The 18,527-nt window shown below is 67.2% G+C and carries 15 protein-coding genes and 1 pseudogene; 7 read left to right on the top strand and 9 right to left on the bottom strand.

Features of this window, described 5'->3' with window-relative positions; translation table 11 throughout:
• Window positions 1-13: 13 nt before the first annotated feature.
• The 5 genes from ABRP28_RS14415 to ABRP28_RS14395 form a co-directional block, all read right to left on the bottom strand.
• Complete coding sequence (locus ABRP28_RS14415) at window positions 14-397, bottom strand: RNA-binding S4 domain-containing protein (RefSeq protein WP_231457165.1); 384 nt, start codon at window positions 395-397, stop codon at window positions 14-16.
• A 66-nt stretch (window positions 398-463) separates the two neighbouring features.
• Window positions 464-1,591, bottom strand: coding sequence for a sulfite oxidase (locus ABRP28_RS14410; RefSeq protein ID WP_350003650.1), 1,128 nt, complete (start codon window positions 1,589-1,591; stop codon window positions 464-466).
• Between the two features lie 162 nt (window positions 1,592-1,753).
• A complete protein-coding gene (locus ABRP28_RS14405; RefSeq protein WP_350003651.1) occupies window positions 1,754-2,626 on the bottom strand; it encodes an SDR family oxidoreductase in 873 nt (290 codons plus the stop codon).
• A gap of 8 nt (window positions 2,627-2,634) precedes the next feature.
• A complete protein-coding gene (locus ABRP28_RS14400) occupies window positions 2,635-3,639 on the bottom strand; it encodes an aldo/keto reductase family protein (protein WP_350003652.1) in 1,005 nt (334 codons plus the stop codon).
• A gap of 27 nt (window positions 3,640-3,666) precedes the next feature.
• On the bottom strand, window positions 3,667-4,407 hold the full coding sequence (locus ABRP28_RS14395; RefSeq protein ID WP_350003653.1) for a hypothetical protein: 741 nt from the start codon (window positions 4,405-4,407) through the stop codon (window positions 3,667-3,669).
• A gap of 132 nt (window positions 4,408-4,539) precedes the next feature.
• Between ABRP28_RS14395 and ABRP28_RS14390 the strand changes: the two are divergent.
• Window positions 4,540-4,936: pseudogene (locus tag ABRP28_RS14390) on the top strand (YchJ family protein).
• Here ABRP28_RS14390 and ABRP28_RS14385 read toward each other — a convergent pair.
• From ABRP28_RS14385 to ABRP28_RS14375, 3 genes are all read right to left on the bottom strand, one after another.
• Window positions 4,937-5,773 (bottom strand): TIGR04086 family membrane protein, encoded by an 837-nt coding sequence (locus ABRP28_RS14385; RefSeq protein WP_350003654.1) that lies wholly within the window; start codon window positions 5,771-5,773, stop codon window positions 4,937-4,939. It lies immediately after the preceding pseudogene.
• 64 nt (window positions 5,774-5,837) lie between these two features.
• Entirely contained in the window at window positions 5,838-7,880 is a 2,043-nt protein-coding gene (locus ABRP28_RS14380; RefSeq protein ID WP_350003655.1) for an acyl-CoA dehydrogenase family protein, read from the bottom strand.
• Window positions 7,881-7,941: 61 nt separating this feature from the next.
• Window positions 7,942-8,244 carry a hypothetical protein gene (locus tag ABRP28_RS14375; protein WP_350003656.1) on the bottom strand — a complete coding sequence of 101 codons (303 nt, stop codon included), beginning with the start codon at window positions 8,242-8,244 and terminating at the stop codon, window positions 7,942-7,944.
• A 240-nt stretch (window positions 8,245-8,484) separates the two neighbouring features.
• Here ABRP28_RS14375 and ABRP28_RS14370 point away from each other — a divergent pair, with 240 nt between their 5' ends.
• From ABRP28_RS14370 to ABRP28_RS14355, 4 genes are all read left to right on the top strand, one after another.
• Window positions 8,485-9,942, top strand: coding sequence for a DUF3375 domain-containing protein (locus ABRP28_RS14370; protein ID WP_350003657.1), 1,458 nt, complete (start codon window positions 8,485-8,487; stop codon window positions 9,940-9,942).
• Window positions 9,935-10,693 carry a DUF4194 domain-containing protein gene (locus tag ABRP28_RS14365; RefSeq protein ID WP_350003658.1) on the top strand — a complete coding sequence of 253 codons (759 nt, stop codon included), beginning with the start codon at window positions 9,935-9,937 and terminating at the stop codon, window positions 10,691-10,693. Before ABRP28_RS14370 ends, ABRP28_RS14365 begins: the two co-directional genes overlap by 8 nt.
• Window positions 10,690-14,181 (top strand): ATP-binding protein, encoded by a 3,492-nt coding sequence (locus tag ABRP28_RS14360; protein ID WP_350003659.1) that lies wholly within the window; start codon window positions 10,690-10,692, stop codon window positions 14,179-14,181. Before ABRP28_RS14365 ends, ABRP28_RS14360 begins: the two co-directional genes overlap by 4 nt.
• A 188-nt stretch (window positions 14,182-14,369) precedes the next feature.
• The gene (locus ABRP28_RS14355; protein WP_350003660.1) at window positions 14,370-15,521 is read left to right on the top strand and encodes a hypothetical protein; all 1,152 of its coding nucleotides are present in this window, start codon (window positions 14,370-14,372) and stop codon (window positions 15,519-15,521) included.
• Window positions 15,522-15,596: 75 nt separating this feature from the next.
• On the opposite strand, the gene ABRP28_RS14350 is transcribed toward ABRP28_RS14355, so the two are convergent.
• The gene (locus ABRP28_RS14350; RefSeq protein WP_350003673.1) at window positions 15,597-16,091 is read right to left on the bottom strand and encodes an FBP domain-containing protein; all 495 of its coding nucleotides are present in this window, start codon (window positions 16,089-16,091) and stop codon (window positions 15,597-15,599) included.
• 223 nt (window positions 16,092-16,314) lie between these two features.
• Between ABRP28_RS14350 and ABRP28_RS14345 the strand changes: the two genes are divergently transcribed.
• A complete protein-coding gene (locus ABRP28_RS14345) occupies window positions 16,315-17,406 on the top strand; it encodes an iron-siderophore ABC transporter substrate-binding protein (protein WP_350003661.1) in 1,092 nt (363 codons plus the stop codon).
• 10 nt (window positions 17,407-17,416) lie between these two features.
• Entirely contained in the window at window positions 17,417-18,508 is a 1,092-nt protein-coding gene (locus tag ABRP28_RS14340; protein ID WP_350003662.1) for an iron chelate uptake ABC transporter family permease subunit, read from the top strand.
• The last annotated feature ends 19 nt before the right edge of the window (window positions 18,509-18,527 follow it).

Here is an 18,527-nt window from a genome sequence, read left to right as displayed (position 1 = left end):
AGGACCAGGCCTGTCACGCCGGACCGCGCAGCCGTTCCATCTCGCGGCGGTCCTTCTTGGTTGGCCGGCCGGCTCCCCGGTCGCGCTGCGGCAGGCCAAGCGCTGGGGCAACCGGGCGCGGCGGTGTGTGGTCGGTGAAACAGTGCGAGGCCGGCTCAGCCCCCACGCGCTTGTTGATCAGCCGGCGCACTTCCAGGATGCGTTCGTAGCCGGACATCCGGACGGTTACGGTATCGCCGGTGACCAGCGTGGCTGATGCCTTGGCCGGGCTGCCGTTGAGCCGGATGTGGCCCGCACGGCAGGCAGCCGTGGCCGCGGAGCGGGTCTTGTAGGCACGGACGGCCCACAGCCACGCGTCGATGCGGACACTGGCGGGGGAAGAAGGAAGGCTGGTCATGGCTGGCACCGAGTATAGCCCGGCCCGCCTTTCCCGGCGGGCCGGGCGGCGGTCCAGCCAGCCCAGCTACCCCACGGTCACACTGATGCGCTGGACCACGTTGTTGCCCATCCCCTGGTAGTTCCAGTTCTGTTCCAGGGGCTGGGTGGCGCCGGTTGCGTCCGTGGCCCGGCAGGACAGCACGTGCGCGCCCGGATCCGCCACCCACGGCACGGTCCACTTCCGCCACGCGTATCCGCCGGCGGGCTTGTCGAGCTGGGCCGGCAGCCACGCGCCATCAATGCCTACCTCCACGGACGTGACCGCCCCTTCGCCGGACCAGGCCCTGCCCTGCAGCAGCACCGGGCCCGGTTTCAGCATCCGGTTGCGGGTAAGGAAGTCCGGAATGCCCGGCGGAACCATCAGCGAACGCACCCTGATCCGCGATACCGGAGTGCCGGCGTCGTCCTCTGACGCCTGGTAGCGGTAGGCAACGTCCTGCTGGAAGCCCTTGAACGGCGTGGTGACCACCTCGATGGATTCCAGCCATTTCACGCTGGCCATGCCGTACCAGCCGGGCACCACCAGCCGGAGCGGGTATCCGTGCTGGGGCGGCAGTTCGCTGCCGTTCATGGCGTAGGCAAGGACGACGTCGGGGCGCAGGGCCTCATGGATCGGCAGGCTCCGCGCGTAGCGGTGGGGGACGCCGCCCTGGACGCCCTCGTCCACTCCGGTGAACACCACCTCAACTGCGTGGGGCTGGACGCCCGCCTTTCCCAGGAGATAGGCCAGCGGCACTCCGGTCCACTCCGCGGTGCCGACGCCTTCGAGCAGCCACGGCTGGCTGACGGGCCGCGGATCCAGGAGCGACCGCCCGTTCCCGGCGCATTCCAGGGTGACGGGCACGGTGATGAAGGGGTCCCTGCGCAGGGCGGCCATGGTCAGTTCCATGGCCATGTCCACCGCGCCGCTGATCCGCAGGTGCCAGGAGGACTCATCAATGTCCGGGATGTCGAAGTGGGTCAGGACGTAATGCAGCCCCGGGGGAGTGATGTCCCGGCGGAGGGCCTCCAAAGGCATGGAGTGGTTGCGGGCCCCCAGCCGGAGTTCCTCCCGGGTAATCGGGCCGGTGGTGGGCCCGGCCATGGGCGGAGCCTGACTTTCCACCGCTGCGGCCGGACCGGCGGACTGCTGGTGCGTGAAGATCTGTTTCATGGTGGTGCCACTCCTGCTTGGCCGGCTGGGACGTCCCCCCTTTCCACAGGTCTACGCCAGCCCCGCAGCCCCGTCAACGCCCCACCCAATTGGAGTTTTTGTCCAGATACGCGCACCTGGAGGCCCCGGAAGTCGGCATATCTGGACAAAAACTCTGGGAATTTACAGGACTGGCCGTGCCAGGAACTCGCGCAGGCTGATGGGGTCCTCGCCGGTAAGCCCGTGGACATCCGGCGATATCCCCGCCATCTCTCCGGACGCGATGGCTGTATACGTGCTTACCCAGGCGTCCACCTGCCAGGGCGGGGCGCCGTAGGAAGCCCGCGAAGCGTACGCCTCCTCCACCGTCTCCGGCTGGTAGGTGATGGTGCGGCCGGTGCTCTCGGTGATGATGCCCGCGGCCTGCTCCAGGGTTAGCTCCTCCGGCCCGGTCAGGTTGTACGTGGCGCCCTTGTGGATGGCGGGGTCCCGCAGGACGGCGACGGCACAGCGGGCGATGTCCTCGCGAGCCACCCCTGAGAAGGCACCGTCGCCCGCCGGTCCGCGGATCACGCCGTCCTCCCCGGCCAGGAGCGGCAGGAAGTCCAGGTAGAAATTGTCCCGCAGGAACGTGAAGTCCATGCCGGACGCCCTAATGTGCTCCTCGGTGGCGTGATGGTCCCGGGCCAGGGTAAAGGTGGCATCGGGCGCCGCGCCGTAGAAGGACGTGTACACCACATGCTCCACCCCAGCGCCGGCCGCGGCATCAACGAAGGCGGTATGCTGCTGCACCCGGTCCTGCGTTTCCGCGGCGGACACCATGAACAGTACTTTCACGCCGTCCAGCGCCTGCCGGGCAGCCGCGGAATCCGCGTAGCTGCACACGGCCGGCGTGGCGCCTTCCACCACGGGGGCGCGGGCAGGATCGCGGACCAGCAGCCGCTGGGCGGAACCCAGTTCAGCGAGCTGCCGCGCCACCATTCCGCCCAGCCCGCCGGTGGAACCCGTGACGCCGAGGGCAAGGACGTCAGCAGGCAGTTCCGCTGCGGAAGTCACGGGCCGCCCTATGCTTCCCGCGCGGCGGGTGACTTGGTCTGGGCGGGGTCCCGCTCAGCCAGCGATCCGATGGCGTCGTCGATCTTCTTCAGGACCTCCGGTTCAAGCTTCACCCCTGCCGCCGCCACGCTGTCCGCGATCTGCTCCGGCCGCGAGGCGCCGACGATGGCCGAGGCAACGTTCGGGTTCTGCAGCACCCAGGCCACGGCCAGCTGCGGCATGGACAGGCCGGCTTCCTCGGCGATGGGCTTGAGTTCCTGCACGCCGGCCAGGACGTCGTCGCGCATCCAGCGCTCGATCATCTTCGCACCGCCCTTTTCATCCGTGGCGCGGCTTCCTTCCGGAGCAGGCTGGCCGGGCAGGTATTTTCCGCTGAGCACGCCCTGGGCCATGGGCGACCAGACGATCTGCGATACGCCCAGCTCTTCCGACGCCGGGAGAACCTCAGCCTCGATGACCCGCCACAGCATGGAGTACTGGGGCTGGTTGGAGATCAGCTGGAAGCCCAGTTCCTTGGACAGCGCGTGGCCTTCGCGCAGCTGCTCGGCGGTCCATTCGCTGACGCCGATGTACAGGGCCTTGCCCTGCCGGACGATGTCCGCAAAGGCCTGCATGGTTTCTTCCAGCGGCGTTTCGAAGTCGTAGCGGTGGGCCTGGTAGAGGTCCACGTAGTCCGTCTGCAACCGGCGCAGCGAGCCGTTGATGGACTCCATGATGTGCTTGCGGGACAGGCCAAGATCGTTCTTGCCCTTGGGCCCGGTGGGTCCATAGACCTTGGTGAAGATCTCCAGCGACTCGCGCCGCTCATTCTTCAGCGCGGCGCCCAGGACCGTTTCCGCGGCCGTATTGGCGTAGACGTCGGCTGTGTCGAAGGTGCTGATGCCGGCGTCGAGTGCTGCCCGCACGCACTGGGTGGCGACGTCGTTCTCCACCTGCGAGCCGTGGGTCAGCCAGTTGCCGAACGTGATTTCCGAGACTTTGAATCCGCTGTTTCCGAGGTATCTGAATTCCATGGGTTTCACGCTAACCCAGATGGTTGCTCAGGGTAAGGGCTGTCTGCCCTTCGAAGCGGAGCCTTTGGAACCTGCGTCCTTGGCGGCCTCCGCCGCGGCCCTGCTGATGTGCGCCGGGCCGGACAGGGACACCAGCGATCCGGTGTCCAGCGGCCCCAGGGCGTGGGGAACCTGCGGCTTCTTGAAGGACCGGGGCAGTTCCCGGGAGGGGCGGCTGTTATCCAGCGCGGACTCAACCAGGGGCGCCACTGCCGCCACCTCTTCTGCCGGCACCTGGGGATCGGGCAAGTCCCGCACTGAAACTTTGATGTCCGGAGTGGCGGCCCGCGCCTTGGCCGCTGCCCGGGCGTCTGCGTCGGCGACGGCCGCGGCCCAGTCATCCGCGAGGACCGGCGGTTCGCGGCGGGCGGCAGTGAGTGCCGGGTGATGGCCGACGGCGGTGCGCAGCGACGCCTTCACGTGTGCAGGCTTCAGCGCGGCGCGCCAGTGGCGGCGCGCTTTCCGCGGCACTGGGCCGGCGGCAGCATCGCCGTCGGAATCGCCTCCGCGGTGCTGGAGCCGCGTCCCGTAGAGCTGTACCAGCGGGAGGGATTCTTTCCTGGAGCGCCGGCCGAACAAGGCCATCAGCACCGCAGCCGCAAGGCGGCCAAGTCCAGCCAGGACCAGGGTGATGACCCCCAGCAGAAAAAGGACCAGGAACATCAGGAAGGCGACGCCCACGGTGCCCAGGAACGTCAGGTTGAGGATGAGCGTATCCGGATTTTCCACGTCATCTCTCCTCTCTGCCTGGGCAACAGCTCCCTCTCCACCTTACGGATTTTTGGGGTGCCGTGCCGTCGGACGCAGGGGCGCGCCCCCGGTTGTAGCAAAGCTGTTACCGCGTGTGACAGCATCTGGTGCATGACGGTATCCACCGACCAGGAAAACTGCCCGTGCCTGTCCGGGGAGCAGTACGGGCAGCTGCGGACGCTTCCACCGGGGCGCCGCCGAGGCTGCCACCGCTGAGCAACTGATGCGTTCCCGCTACTGTGCGTTCGCCCTGCTGGACACGGACTACCTGCTGCGCACCTGGCACCCCCGGACAGCACCTGCCGAGCTGGAGCTGGACCCGGGGATGCAGTGGCGCCGCCTGGACATCCTCTCCACGTCCCGCGGCGGACCGCTGGATACCGAGGGAATGGTGGAGTTCAAGGCGTACTACCGGCACGGCAGCGAGCGCGGCGTCCTCCACGAGGCCAGCCGGTTCCTGCGGGAAAACCGCCGTTGGCTCTACCTGGACGGGGACGTCCAACCCTGACTACTCGTTGTCGTAGGCGCTGTCCGGCGTGAAGCCGGCCCGGTCCACCTTGCGGTGGAACCGCATGCCGGCGAGTCCACCCAGGACGGCGCCAACCAGGGCAACCGCGGCCACCACGACGGCGGCGATGATGCTGGTGGTGGTCAGCTGGCCTTCGTTGATGGGGATCCGCGGGAAGCTGTTGAGGTTGGCCAGCACGTTGAACTGCTGCCCTGCCACCAGGCCCAGGATGGACACGAGGATCGCTACGATCAGCGCCCAGATCCACACCATGAGGCCCTGTTTGGCACCATTGAAGCGCGCCATCCTGCCTGCCACGTAACCACCGGAGTAGTAGGACAAGAACAGGATCACCAGCAGGACGATGATGCCCACCAGGCCCACCGTGCCCTGGTTCCGGGCTGCCTGGCTGACAGCCTCATTCACATCAGTGTTGGTGGCAAGGCCAACAGCAGTTCCTGCCGCTGCCACAAAGGCGGTGAGCAGGACGGCCATGCCGGTGGCGGTCAGCCAGCCGAAGAACGCGGATCCCACCTTGATGCCGCCGAACTGCTCCTTCTCCCGGGCCACGGCCGTCTGCCGGTCGGTCAGGTTGGGATCGGCAGCCGGCGCAGGAGCCGCGGAAACGTACTCCCGTTCGGCGGAGGCGCCGGCCGGTCCGGTACGGTCAGGCACCCGGTCGTAGGTGGAGGTGGGTGTGGCATCGCTGGCCGGCACCTGCGGGTAGGAGCGGGTGGGCTCGCCGCCCACGGTATCGCCGCGGCGGCTCCCGTTTCGGTCAACATCCTCGCGGGCGCGCCTCGGGGGCAGGTTCTCTGGGTCTGTTGAGCTGCTCATGGCACCACTCAAGCATCACCCACCAGTGATAGCAAGGATGCTTACTATTTCGTGACCTGTGGCGTCACCGGTATTTACGGTGCAGGTTTTCCCGCCGGGAGGCTCCGGGGGAGGCGTCAGCGATCCACGGACCGGTCCCTTCGGACTGGTCCAGGACGCCCTCCTCCAGCCAGGTGTAATCCCCGGCGAGGACCTTCCGCGTGAGGGCGTGGTCGGCGTCGTCCGTATTCCGCCACAGCTGGTCGAAGTACTCATCCACCCGCACCCTGGCCTGCTCGCAGTAGGCCTCCGCGAGCTCATAGGCGCTGGCGGCCTTTTCGGGGGCGGTGTGCAGCAGCATTTCCGCCCTGGCGCAGCACGCCGTCATGGCGAACAGCTCGGCCCCGATGTCCACCACCCTGCCCAGGAACGCCTGCTTGCGTTCGAGCTTCGCCTGCCAGCGACCCATTCCGTAAAACGTCTGGCGTGCCAGGCGCCGCGACGAGCGCTCCACGAAGCGCAGCTGCTTGGCCAGCCGCCCGAATTCGCTGTACGAGCGCGGGTCCATGCCGGCGCCCGCCACCAGCTTGGGGAGCCATCTGGCATAAAAGCCGGAAGCGCCGACGGCGGCCCTCGCCTTCTCGGACAGGCTCGCGTCCAGCGACGCAAGGTCGCCGGCGGCAGCCAGGTGCGCATCCACCGCCTCCCGGGCGATCAGCAGCCGCATGATTTCCGACGAACCCTCGAAGATCCGGTTGATCCTCAGGTCCCTCAGCTGCTGCTCCGCGGGAACGGCGCGCTCGCCGCGTGCCGCCAGGGATTCCGCGGTCTCAAAGCCGCGGCCGCCCCGGATCTGGACCAGTTCATCGGCAACCCGGCAGCTGATCTCCGTGGCCCAGAGCTTGGCCAGGGCGGCCTCGATCCGGACGTCCTTCTGGCCGGCGCCCGCGAGTTCGGCGGAGAGCTCGAACACCGCATCAAGGGCGAAGGCGGAGGCGGCGATGAACGCGATTTTCTTGCCCACTGCCTCGTGCTCGCCTACCGGCCTGCCCCACTGGGTCCGGGCGTTGGACCATTCCCGGGCGATCTTCAGGCTCCAGCGGCCGGATGCCACACACAGCGCCGGAATGGATAGCCGGCCGGTGTTCAGGGTGGTGAGCGCAATCTTCAGGCCCTGCCCCTCGCGGCCCAGCCGGTTGGCGGCGGGCACCCGGACCTGGTGGAACCGGGTCACGCCGTTTTCAATGCCCCGCAGCCCCATGAACGCATTCCGGTTTTCCACGGTGATGCCGGGCGAATCCATCTCCACCACGAAGGCGCTGATGCCGCCCTTGTGCCGGGTGCCGTCAGCATCCGTGTGTGCCGGCACCACGGCCATCACCACCACCAGTTCCGCAATCACCCCGTTGGTGGTCCAGAGCTTCACGCCGTCCAGAAGGTACGCATCGCCGTCGTCCGTGGGCGTTGCAGTGCTGCCCAGCCGGGCAGGATCGCTGCCCACATCAGGTTCTGTCAGGAGGAAGGCAGTGATGGCGCCGGCCGCGCAGCGCGGCAGGTACTCCCGCTTTTGTTCGGGCGTGCCGAAAACCTTCACGGGCTCCGGCACGCCAATGGACTGGTGCGCCGAGAGGAGTGCGCCGAGGCTCGGGTGCACGCTGCCCAGCAAGGCCAGGGCACGGCCGTAGTACACCAGGGACAGTCCCAGGCCGCCATATTCCCGGGGGATCTTCATCCCGAAAACGCCCAGGCCGGCAAGGCCCCGGATGTATTCGTCGGGAATTTTGGCATCGCGCTCGATCACCCGGCCGTCCATGGTGCCGGCGTATTCCAGCAGCCGGGCCATGAATTCCTCGCCCCGTTGCACGGACTCCGGGTCCGGGGTGGGCCAGGGGTGGACCAGGCTGAGGTCGAAGCTGCCCAGGTAGAGGCCTTTGGCGAAGCTGGGACGCTCCCAGCCGGATTCCCGCGCGGCTTCTGCAACGGCACGGGCCTCATCAGCCGTGACGCCGGCGCCGATCTTGCCGGCAGGTACGGGAGTCTCCTCCGCGGGGGAGTCTGTTGCCGGTCCTGTGGAGGTGGGGAGGCCGGTGGCAGGGCTTGTTGCGGGGCTGTCAGTGGCGGAGCTCATGGGTCATCTCCTTGGCCGGATTGGCCGGTGTAGCCACGGATCCGCCGGGTTGGAGAACCCTTCAGCTGTCCCTCAAGATTACCCGCGGGTAGGTTCCGGTGCTAGGGGAGGCCTGGGCCTGGAAATCGCCTGCAACATCCACCGTGGAGGCGTGGTGCACCAGCTTGTCCCAGCCGGTATTGATCCCGTGGACCACTGCCACAAGCACGGTGGAGGCCAGCGTCCAGCCCAGCTTTCCCGCCCCCAGGAGCAGCAGGGCGATCAGCCCCGCCGTCAGGACAAATACGGCGAGGATGGCGCCAAGCATCAAGGTTCCCATAAAGACCAAGGTGGCGTTTTCCACTGAACTGAGATCAAACTGCATGAGTCCCCCTGCTGCGTCGTTGCATGTGTTGAGAGTTTGGTTGAGACCAGTAGCACGAGCGTAGGGGGAGACCTCCCGCCCAGCCAGAGCTTCAACCGGCGCAGACCCTGTTGATATGGGATCGAAACACTACCGCCCGGTAGGTCACGGAGTGGTCGCGGCGCCTGCGTTAACCTTGTAGTTGGCGGTTTTCCGATCCCGGCCGCCGCCCCGCCCCCGCAAACAGTCCAAGGAGAGTGTGTGCCCCGCTCCGCCAGGTCATCCGCTGATGCCATCAGCGCCCGGCTTCGGGACCTCGAACTCCTCACCAAGGGACCTGCCTGGGCGCTGACGCGCTCGGCGCCCTGGGTGATCGCGGTGCTGCAGGCATCCTTCACCCGCACCCGGCCGCAGCTGCCGCTGGAAGAGTTCCATGCCGACGTCGACTCCTTCCTTGAGGAGCTCCGCCGCCAGGAGCCCGGGCTGGGTGGAGGGGCGAACGGAAAGTCCTTCGGCGACGAGTGGACGCGCCGCCAGTTCCTGACGCGGCGGAACCAGTCAGGCCAGATCGTCTACGAGGTGACCGAACCTGCGGCACGCGTGCTGGCGTTCCTGGACAGCCTCTCCAGCGAACGGTCCACGCTCAACGGGTCCCGCCTGGGCACGCTGCTCGGTGACGTCGAAAAGCTTGCCAACGAGACCAACCCGGACCAGAGCGCCCGGCTGGAGTCCCTGGAAGAGGAGATCGACGAACGCCAGCAGCTGATCCAGGACATCAGCAGCGGCGAGTTCGACGGCCTGCTGGATGATGACGAGGCGGTGGAGGCCGCGGGAAACATCCTGGACCTGGCTGCAAGCCTGCCCGCAGACTACAAGAAGATGCGTGACAGGATCGAGGAACTGGTAGGCGAGCTGCGCAACCAGATCATCGAGGAGTCGTTGACCAAGGGCGCCACCATGGCCCAGGTGCTGGAAGCGGACAAACGCCTCCGCCAAAGCCCGGAGGGCCGGACCTTCCGGTCCTTTACGGCGTTCCTGGAGGACCCCCAGCAGCAGCTGCGGTTCCGCTCCGCCATCGGCGAGGTCCTCGGCCGGCAGTTCGCGGACGATCTCTCTCCGGAGGACAGGGAAACCCTGAAGAACCTGGTGGCGGAACTGCGCCAGCAGCACAGCCAGATCCAGCGGATCTACGGCAAGCTCAGCGAAAGCCTGAACACCTACGTCCAGAGCGATGACTTCCGCCAGTCCGTCCGGCTCCGGCAGGTCCTTCGGGAGGCGGAGCAGGCCATCAGGTCCCTTCCCTATGAGCGGGAACGCCCCGGCCTGGTCCCCGGGCCGGTCCTCTTCAATGCGGGGTTCGAGTCACTGTCCATGGTGAAGCTCTTCGATCCCGACGAGTTCGCCGCCCCGCCCAAACTTGCCGATCCCATCGCCTTCAGCGACTCTGACCGCGTGCGCTCGCCGAGGACCGGGAAAGCCAAGCCGGAGGTGGTGCGGGCGGCCCTGGCCGGCGCTGCCACCCTTTCCGAGGCGTGGCAGCAACTGCCGCCCGGGGAGCAGCACATCAACACCATCCGCGCGCTCCTCTCGCACGCGCTCCACGCCGGCGCCGGCTTCGACAACCAGGGCCTCGAAGCCCTGGATTACGAACAGATAGACGGCACCACGCGCAGGGCCTACCTGCCGCTGGTTACGCTTCCAAAGGATCCTGATGACTGAAGAGACAACCACGACGACGGCGGAGCGGCCTTTCGCCGTCACGCCCCGCGACACTTTCGTTGACGGTGCCGCGCTCTTCCCCGGCGATACCGGGGTCCTGTCCATGAAGGTGCGGCAGGCGCTGGTGAAGCTCCTCAAGGGCCCCTATGTGGACGGCGGCCGGGACGAAAAGCTCTGGACCGTCCTGCTGGACAACCAGGTGATCCTGCGGAGCCGGCTCTCCGAGCTGTTCCTCACCCTGGAGCTGGACCACGAGCGCAAGATCGCCGTCCTGCGCCCGGTGGACCCCGACGCAATCGGCGGCAGCACCCGCTCCAGCATCCTGCGGCAGCAGCGTGCCCTCAGCCGGGTGGAGACCATCGTGCTGCTCCGCCTGCGCCTGCTCCTGGACCGCCACGTCACCGCGCAGACGGACCCCACGATCACCCGCGAGGAGATTGCCGACCTGGTGGCGCACTACCAGCCCGCGGGCCAGCAGGACGCCCTGCGGGACTCGGACGTGGTGAACCGGGCCATCACCAAGCTCCTGGCCCGGCAGCTCCTCCTCCCCACTGGACTGGACGACGTCTACACCATCTCCAACGCCCTGCCCCTGGCCCTGCCGTTCGAGAACATCGGCGACATCCCCGCCCAGATAGAAGCCCTGAAGTCAGCAACCACGGATCCGGCGGGAACAGAGGCGCTCCTGGAGTTCGACGACGGACCAGCCACTTCCCCGGACGGCGACCCTGACACGGAGGACGCACAGTGAGCATCGCTTCCATGCTCCCGATGGGGGAGCTGACAAACCCCGGCCAGATGCGCCTTGCCCTGGTGCAGGTGGTCAACTGGGGCACGTTCCACGGAGCCCACACGATGCACGTGGACCGCAACGGCACGCTGCTTACGGGTAATTCGGGTGTGGGCAAGTCGACGCTGTTCGATGCCATGCTGCGGGTGTTTGATGCCCGGCCCAGGTCCAACGAGGCCGCTGCCCAGCGTTCGGGCGGCGCTGTTGAGGACAAAAGGACCACGTTCACCTACATGCGGGGCAAGGTCGGCGACAAGGCCGTGGGGGAGGGCTCGGCGAGTGCCTTCCAGCGGCCCGGCGCCACATGGTCCGCCGTCGCCCTGACGTTCGATAACGCGGCCGGCACGCGGGTGACCGTCTCGGCCCTGTTCGACCTGCCCAAGAACGGCACGGAGTCGAGCGTCGGGCGTTTCTACGTCATCGACCACGAACCGCTGGACCTGGAAGCGCTCGAAGGCATCGCGGACAAGCGGTTCACCAAGGCTGCCCTGGAGACGATCTTCCCCGATGCCCAGGTTTTCGACGTCCACAAAGCGTTCGCCGAGCGGTTCCGGCGGCTGCTGGGCATCAACTCGGACCAGGCCCTGCCGCTGCTGCGCGTCATCCAGGCCGGCAAGGGCCTGGGCGGCAGCGTCAACACGTTCTTTCGGGACCAGGTCCTGGACGCCCCGGCCACCCTTGCCGCGGCGGACGACGTCGTGGAGGAATTCAGCAACCTGATGTCCATCCGGCAGCGGCTGGAGGACGTCCGGCAGCAGCGGGACCAGCTGGCCCCGGTTCCCGGGCTGAACCGGGAGTATGCGCAGGCGCTGTTGGACGCAAACCGGCTGCGGGACCTCGCCGGTGAAGAGTTCGAAGCCTACCGGCAGAAACTTGCCGTCACGGTCCACCAGGGAATGCTTGAGCGCTTCAGGGGGCTTGCGCAGGGCAAGGCCAAAGAGCTTGGTGCTGAGCGGACTGTCCGGGACGGGCTGGCCAAGGACCTGCGCCAGCTGGAAGCGGATTACAACAACCAGGGCGGCAACGCCATCTCCGCCATCGAGCAGTCCCTGGAAAACGCCCGCGTCGGGCTGAAGCTGCGCCAGCAGGTGGAGGAGACCGCGCGGCAGGCGCTGGCCGACGCCGGCCTGCAGCTCGAGTGGACGGAGGAGGGCTGGGAGCAGGCGCACGAACAGGCGGCGGCAAGGTCCGCCGAGCTCAAGGACGATTCCCAGGCCCTGCAGGAGCTCCGCTTTGAAGCGTTCGACGCCCACGCAACGAAGAAGCGCGAACTTGCCGCGGCTGAGCAGGAACTCGTGTCGCTGAAGACGCGCAAATCGCTGCTGCCGCCGTCGAGCATTGAAAACCGGGCCGCAATTGCCGCCGCAACCGGCATCCCGGAGGACCGGATGCCGTTCGCCGGCGAACTGATGGACCTCGCCGAGGGGCAGGAGAAGTGGCGCCCCGCCGCCGAACGGGCGCTCCGCAACCTGGCCACCACGCTGCTGGTGCCGGGCGAGCACTTCGCCGCGGTCACCCGGTACCTCAACGATCACGCGGTGCGCGGCGCGCTGCGGGCCGTGGACGTATCCAAGCCGCTTTCCGGCGGCGCGCTGGCGCTTGAGGACGTGCGCGACGGCGACCTGCTGACCAAGCTGGACATCCTCGCCACGGGCGTCGCGGCCGAAGCAGGCTCCTGGATCCGTGAGCGCATCGCACTGGATTTCGCTTACCCCTGCGTGGAGGACCCGGACGAGCTGGCGTCACTGGACCGCGGCCTCAGCCTGGGCGGCGTGGTGAAGCGCAACCGCCACACCGTGGAAAAGGACGACCGTTTCACCAGCCGGCAGGATTACGTCCTCGGGTTCGACAACGCCGCCAAGCTGGAGCTTGTGGCCGGCCAGGTGGAGGACTTGCGGCAGGAGGTGGCCAAGGCGGCGGAGCTGGCGCAGAGCCGGGAAGACTCGCACCAGGGCATGGCCCGGCAGCTCGAGGCCCTGCGCCGCATCGCCGAGGACCAGCGCTCCTGGGAACAGGTGTCGGCGGCAGTCGCGGCCGAGGAGCTCGTGCGGCTCGAGCAGCGGCTGAAAGACGCCCTCGCAGCCCAGGCGGACCTGGAGCCGCTGCGGGCCAGCATCGAGGAAGTGCGCCAGAAACACCAGTCCAGCACCGAGGCCGCCGCCGTCCTGCAGAGCGAGTACAAGGCCCTGGACAGGCAACTGACCGCTGCCGCTTCCCTGCTGGAAGCTGCCCGCCAGCGCCTGGCCCAGGCGCCGCCGTCGGACGCCACCGTCACTGCCCTGGAACCGTACTTTGCCGATTTCGGCGACGTGACGGAAATGCACGAGCTGGACAACCTCGCCAACCGGGTGCGCACAGCCCTGCTGGGGGAGCTGCACACCGCTGAGTCCCGCGGGCAGGCTACTGCCGAGCGGCTCACCCGTATCTTCGAGGCCTTCGTCCGTGACTGGGGGAGCGCCATCTCCGCGGACCACGGCACCACCATCGGCGCGGCCGGCGAGTTTGAAACCCGCTACCACGCGATTGTGAGCGACGGGCTCCCTGCCCAGGAAGCGGAGTTCCGCCAGTTCTTCAACCAGCGCACGCATGAATCCTTCAGCACCCTGCTGCACCTGCTGGATGAGGAGCGGCGCTCCATCACCAGCCGCATCCTGCCGCTGAACGGCATCCTCTCGCAGGTCAACTTCCACGAGGGGAGCTTCCTGGAGCTGGACATCAAGCAGACGCTGCCTCCCACGGCCAAGCAGTTTAAGGACGCGATCCAGAACGCCCTGAAGGCCCGGCACACCCGCCCCGCCAAATCCGACGCGTCCAGGACAGTCGCCGCAGGCGGGGAGACACGCGGGGAAAGGGACGACGAGGCCGAGCTCACCGCCCGCTACAAGTCGCTGGAGACGCTGGTGAAGCGGCTGGGCTCGCAGGCGCCGGAGGACCGGCGCTGGAGGGCCGAGGTGCTGGACGTGCGCGGCCACCTGTTCATCCAGTGCAAGGAGCACCGTGAAGTTGCCGGGCCGGCGTCGGGCAAGAAGGGCGGAGCGAAGAAATCCGAGGTGTTCATGCACGCGGACACCGGATCCATGTCCGGCGGGGAGCGACAGCGCTTCACCGCCTTCATCATGGCTGCTGCGCTGAGCTACCAGCTGGGCATCGCGGAGCAGGGCTTCACCACGTACGGCACCGTGATGATGGACGAGGCCTTTGTGCTGGCTTCCGAGGAGTTCGCCGGCGCCGGGATCAAGGCGCTGCACGAATTCGGGTTCCAGCTGCTGCTGGCCGCCCCCGAAAACGTCATTGACCTCTCCCGGCACCTTGGCTCCGTCACCGAAATCCTCCGCGACAAGCGCACCAACCGGTCCGGAGTGCTCACGGCTCCGGTCATTGCACCGCGGCGTGGCCAGGAGGGCGGGTGGCGGTCCGAAGCGAATCCCGTGGACATCGTTCTGCGCTGATGCCCCTGGCGTGACCTATATAACAAATTGGTGGAATTATTATGGAAGCTCTGGTGAGGGTATTTCCCGTGTGTCAATCTGGGCTTTACCAACTCACCCCGCCTGAGTAAATCCCATAGGTACTGCGGAATGCTGGGTTCCGCCCTGTTCCCCAAGAGAACGATGGCGTCCTCTTGAAAGGCCCTCGCATGCGCCCATCACAACGTGCGGCTTTCTTCCCGGCAGCAATCGCTGCGGCGCTGCTGTCCCTCGCGGGCTGTGCGGCCGATACCTTGGTGGAGCCGGCTCCGCCTGCCTTCCACCCCGACAGCCTGGTGACCGTCACCTTTCCTGACGGCGGGCTGTCGTTTCAGCACCCAAAGGAATGGCACGTTGAGTTCTTCCATGCATCCGAATCGCCTTATGTAGGCACAGCAACGGTGTCCGATCCCACCAGCCAGGCCAAAATCAGCATCTACACCGGCCAGATTGCTGACGTCGTAGCCAGCTCTGCTGCCCGGACCGTCCTGGAGGCGGAGCCGGTGCCGGGATTGGTGGGGCAGTCTGTTCCAACGCCCCATTCGTCGTTCTTTGTCGACCGCAGCGGCGACGCCGCACAATACCGCATGGGGCTCACTCCAGGGCTGCCCGTCTCGCCGGACGGGAAGGCGCAGGACGGGCTGGTCATGCTGGGCGACCGGGTTTTGACCGCGGATGTGGAGTTCACGGGTCAGCCGTTCGCCAACGACGAGGAGGCGAAAGCCTGGTACTGGGGAACGGAAGGCCAAGCTTTGAAGGCCCTGCTCATGAGCTTCTCCTACCCGGCCATCGCTCCCGCTGCCACCTCTTCCCCCGTTCCCGCGGGACCGGTGACCTTCACGTTCGCAGACGGCCGCCTTTCCTTTGCCCATCCGGAGGGCTGGCGCGTGGAGCATGAGGAGGTTTCTGCGTCCCCGGCTGTGGAGACGGCCACCGTCTACGATGCCGGCGGCAACGAGCAGATCAACATCTACTACAGCCAGGTCGATGATGTCACGGCGGGGCCTGCTACCAGGTTCGTGCTCGAGACGGACCCGGTGCCCGGATTGATCGGGCACTCTGTTCCGACCCCCAGTTCGTCGTTCTTCGTTGACCACGCTCATGGCGCCACCCAATACCGGATGGGACTGACGCCAGGATCGCCCATCTCGCCCGACGGAAAAGTTCAGTACGGGCTCATACAGATCGGTGACCGCATCCTGACCGCGGACGTGCTGTTCACCGGGGAGCCGTTTGCGGACGATGTGGCGGCGAAGGCCTGGTACTGGGGTGACGAGGGCCGGACCCTTAAATCCGTCTTGATGAGTTTTTCCTACCGCTGACCCTCCAGGCGGAAGCCCTCCTCCACTTTCGGTGGGGGAGGGCTTCCGCTTTACTGTCCGTACGATGTGTGGCGGTTACTTCGCCTGTACCCGGGCCAGGAACTGGGCAGTCCGCTCCTTCAGCCCTTCAACCTGGCGGAGGACGACGGCGGCGGGGTCCGGATTGATCTCATTGGCCGGCGGTTCCTTGCGGACGTTGCCGCAGCAGAGAAAATCGGCGCAGATCAAGGTGCCCACGGTGTTGCCGTTGCGGCCGGATTGCCCGGCGCGCCTGGCCACCCAGAGGAGCACATCCTCCTTGGAAAACACGTCGCGGCACAGCTCGCAAAGGACTGGGCGGTTCTTCCGGGCCCCGCCTTCGGGCGCCCGGAGCATGATGCCTGTGACTCCCTTCGGACCAGGGACCACTAGGTAGCCGCGGAGGGGCATCTTTTCGTCCCGCCAGCCCAGGAAGTCAAGGGTGCCCCAGTCGAGGGCGTCGAAATCCTTGGGCAGGGTGAGTTTAGCCGCTTCGGAGCGGCTGGCATTGATAAACGATGAGCGGATTTGCTGAGGCGTGATGGATTGCATGGCTGCCTTCGTCTCCCCATCCGTCGCCGGCTGCGGCCGGCGGTCCAGCCGGTGCGTTCCGGCAGGAACATCCTGCCAAACCGCATCTTCCCTGTCCAAGGCCGCCCAACCCCGCGGAACTGTGTCCTTCGTCACGAACGGGAATAAGATACAGAAACGTTGCGTAATGAGCGGGAGGGTAGGCTAGCCTTACTTAAGTTCGCTTCATGACTTAAGGAGTTCCGTGACTTCCCCCCTCTTCTCCGGGCCCAGCGCCACGCGCCGCACGCTGTTCAAATCAGCCGGCAAAGCCACTGCCGTCCTGGCCGCTGCGGCGCTTACCCTGTCCGCCTGCTCCACGGGGCCCGCCTCCTCCGCCGGCGACGCCAGCGCTTCCAGCTCCAGCAGCTCGCAGTTCCCCGTCACCATCGAGCACGTCTACGGCGAAACCACCATCGAGAAGCAGCCCGCCCGGGTGGCCACTGTCTCCTGGGTTAATGACGACGTCGCCATCGCCCTGGGTGTTGTGCCCGTGGGCGTGCCCAAGAACGAGTGGGGCGGCAACGAGCAGGGCTCCACCCCGTGGAAGGACGCGGCGCTGGAGGAACTCGGCGCCGGATTCGGCTCGGACAAAGCCCCGGTGCAGTACTCCGAGGCGGACGGCATCAATTTTACCGAGATCGCCAAGCTCACCCCGGACGTCATCCTGGCCGCCTACTCGGGCCTCACCGAGGAGGACTACAAGAAGCTCACAGAGATCGCGCCAGTGGTGGCACACCCCGAACTGGCCTACGGAACCTCCTGGCAGGACTCCACCTCAATCATCGGAAAGGCTCTCGGCAAGGATGCCGAAGCCGCCAAGCTGGTCTCCGACACCGAGGCCACCATCAAGGAAAAGGTTGCCGAGTACCCGCAGATCACCGGCAAGAGCTTCATCTACGGCAACCTGGAGCCCGCCTCTGCTGACGGCGTCAACGTGTACACCGCCAATGACAACCGCCCCCGCTTCCTCTCCGAGATCGGCATGAAGCTGGCGCCCGTGGTGGAGGAGAACTCCAAGGGTTCCAAGGAATTCTTTATCCCCTGGTCAGCCGAGAAGGCCAACGAGCTTGAGTCCGATATCTTCGTGACCTGGGTTCCGGACGCGGCCACCACTGATTCCATCAAGTCCGACCCCCTGCTGGGCCAGATCCCCGCCATCAAGAACGGCGCCCTGGTGGCCGACTCGGACAACACGTTGACCCTGTCCATCTCCGCCTCCTCCCCGCTGAGCCTGCCGTGGTCGCTGGACACGTTCCTGCCGCAGCTTGCCAGCGCAGCGGACGCGGTGAAGTAGGCACATTTCCATGACGGACAGTACGACGACGGCGGCGCGCCGTGAGCCCGGTCCCGGCACCCTGGTGCCGGGACCGGCACGTGCCGGCGGAACCCCCGGCCGCGCGTTCGGCGGAACGCGGGCCGCCTGGCTGCTGGCCGCCGTCGTCGTACTTGCCCTTCTGGCCGGGGCCTCCCTGGCCATCGGCGCGCGTGGCCTTCCCCTGGCCACCGTCTGGCAGGCGCTCACCGCGTTCGATCCTGCCAACGGCGACTACGCCGTGGTCCACGCCCGCATCCCGCGCACCGTCCTCGGCCTGCTGGCGGGCGGCGCGCTGGGCCTCGCAGGCGCAGCAATGCAAGGTGTGGCCCGCAACCCGCTGGCCGACCCCGGCATCATGGGCGTCAACGCCGGAGCCGCCCTCGCGGTGGTCACCGGCATCTACGTCTTCGGGGTCGGTTCGCTCTCAGGCTACATCTGGTTCGCCTTCGTCGGGGCCGCTGCCGCCGCCGTCGTGGTGTACCTCATTGCCTCCCTCGGCAGGGACGGGGCCACCCCGGTGAAGCTCGCCCTGGCAGGTGCCGCGCTGAATGCCGGCCTGTACTCCCTGATGAATGTCATCCTGGTCTCCAGCCAGGACACCCTGGACCGGTTCCGCTTCTGGCAGGTGGGCGGCATCGCTGGACGGGACTGGTCCGTGGTGCTGTCCGGGCTGCCCTTCCTCGCAGCGGGCGCCGTCATCGTGCTCCTGACCGGCCGAATCCTCAACAGCCTGGCCCTGGGTGACGACATCGCCAGGGGCCTGGGCCAGCGGGTGGGCCTGGCCCGCGCCGTCACTGCACTCGGCATCGTGCTGCTGTGCGGATCGGCCACCGCGCTTGCGGGACCCATCGCCTTCGTTGGCCTGGTCATCCCGCACGCCGTCCGTTTCCTCACCGGCCCGGACTACCGCTGGATCCTGCCCTTCTCCCTGGTCCTTGCCCCGGCACTGCTGCTTGGCGCGGACATCATCGGCCGCGTGGTGCTCCTGCCCGGCGAAGTTCCGGCCGGCATCATGACCGCCCTCGTCGGCGCACCCGTCTTCGTCTGGCTGATCCGCCGCGGCAAGGGGGCCGGCCTGTGACCCTCCTCCACCCCCGCGA

This window comes from Pseudarthrobacter sp. WHRI 8279 (genome assembly GCF_040224115.2).
In the GTDB taxonomy this organism is placed as follows: Bacteria; Actinomycetota; Actinomycetes; order Actinomycetales; family Micrococcaceae; genus Arthrobacter.
This window is presented reverse-complemented; position numbering and strand designations above follow the sequence as displayed.

Excerpts from the sequence above, each read along its gene's own strand:
- ABRP28_RS14415 (WP_231457165.1), bottom strand. The coding sequence starts at position 397 with ATGACCAGCCTTCCTTCTTCCCCCGCCAGTGTCCGCATCGACGCGTGG.
- ABRP28_RS14410 (WP_350003650.1), bottom strand. The coding sequence starts at position 1,591 with ATGAAACAGATCTTCACGCACCAGCAGTCCGCCGGTCCGGCCGCAGCG.
- ABRP28_RS14400 (WP_350003652.1), bottom strand. The coding sequence starts at position 3,639 with ATGGAATTCAGATACCTCGGAAACAGCGGATTCAAAGTCTCGGAAATC.
- ABRP28_RS14385 (WP_350003654.1), bottom strand. The coding sequence starts at position 5,773 with ATGAGCAGCTCAACAGACCCAGAGAACCTGCCCCCGAGGCGCGCCCGC.
- ABRP28_RS14380 (WP_350003655.1), bottom strand. The coding sequence starts at position 7,880 with ATGAGCTCCGCCACTGACAGCCCCGCAACAAGCCCTGCCACCGGCCTC.
- ABRP28_RS14375 (WP_350003656.1), bottom strand. The coding sequence starts at position 8,244 with ATGCAGTTTGATCTCAGTTCAGTGGAAAACGCCACCTTGGTCTTTATG.
- ABRP28_RS14365 (WP_350003658.1), top strand. The coding sequence starts at position 9,935 with ATGACTGAAGAGACAACCACGACGACGGCGGAGCGGCCTTTCGCCGTC.
- ABRP28_RS14355 (WP_350003660.1), top strand. The coding sequence starts at position 14,370 with ATGCGCCCATCACAACGTGCGGCTTTCTTCCCGGCAGCAATCGCTGCG.
- ABRP28_RS14350 (WP_350003673.1), bottom strand. The coding sequence starts at position 16,091 with ATGCAATCCATCACGCCTCAGCAAATCCGCTCATCGTTTATCAATGCC.
- ABRP28_RS14340 (WP_350003662.1), top strand. The coding sequence starts at position 17,417 with ATGACGGACAGTACGACGACGGCGGCGCGCCGTGAGCCCGGTCCCGGC.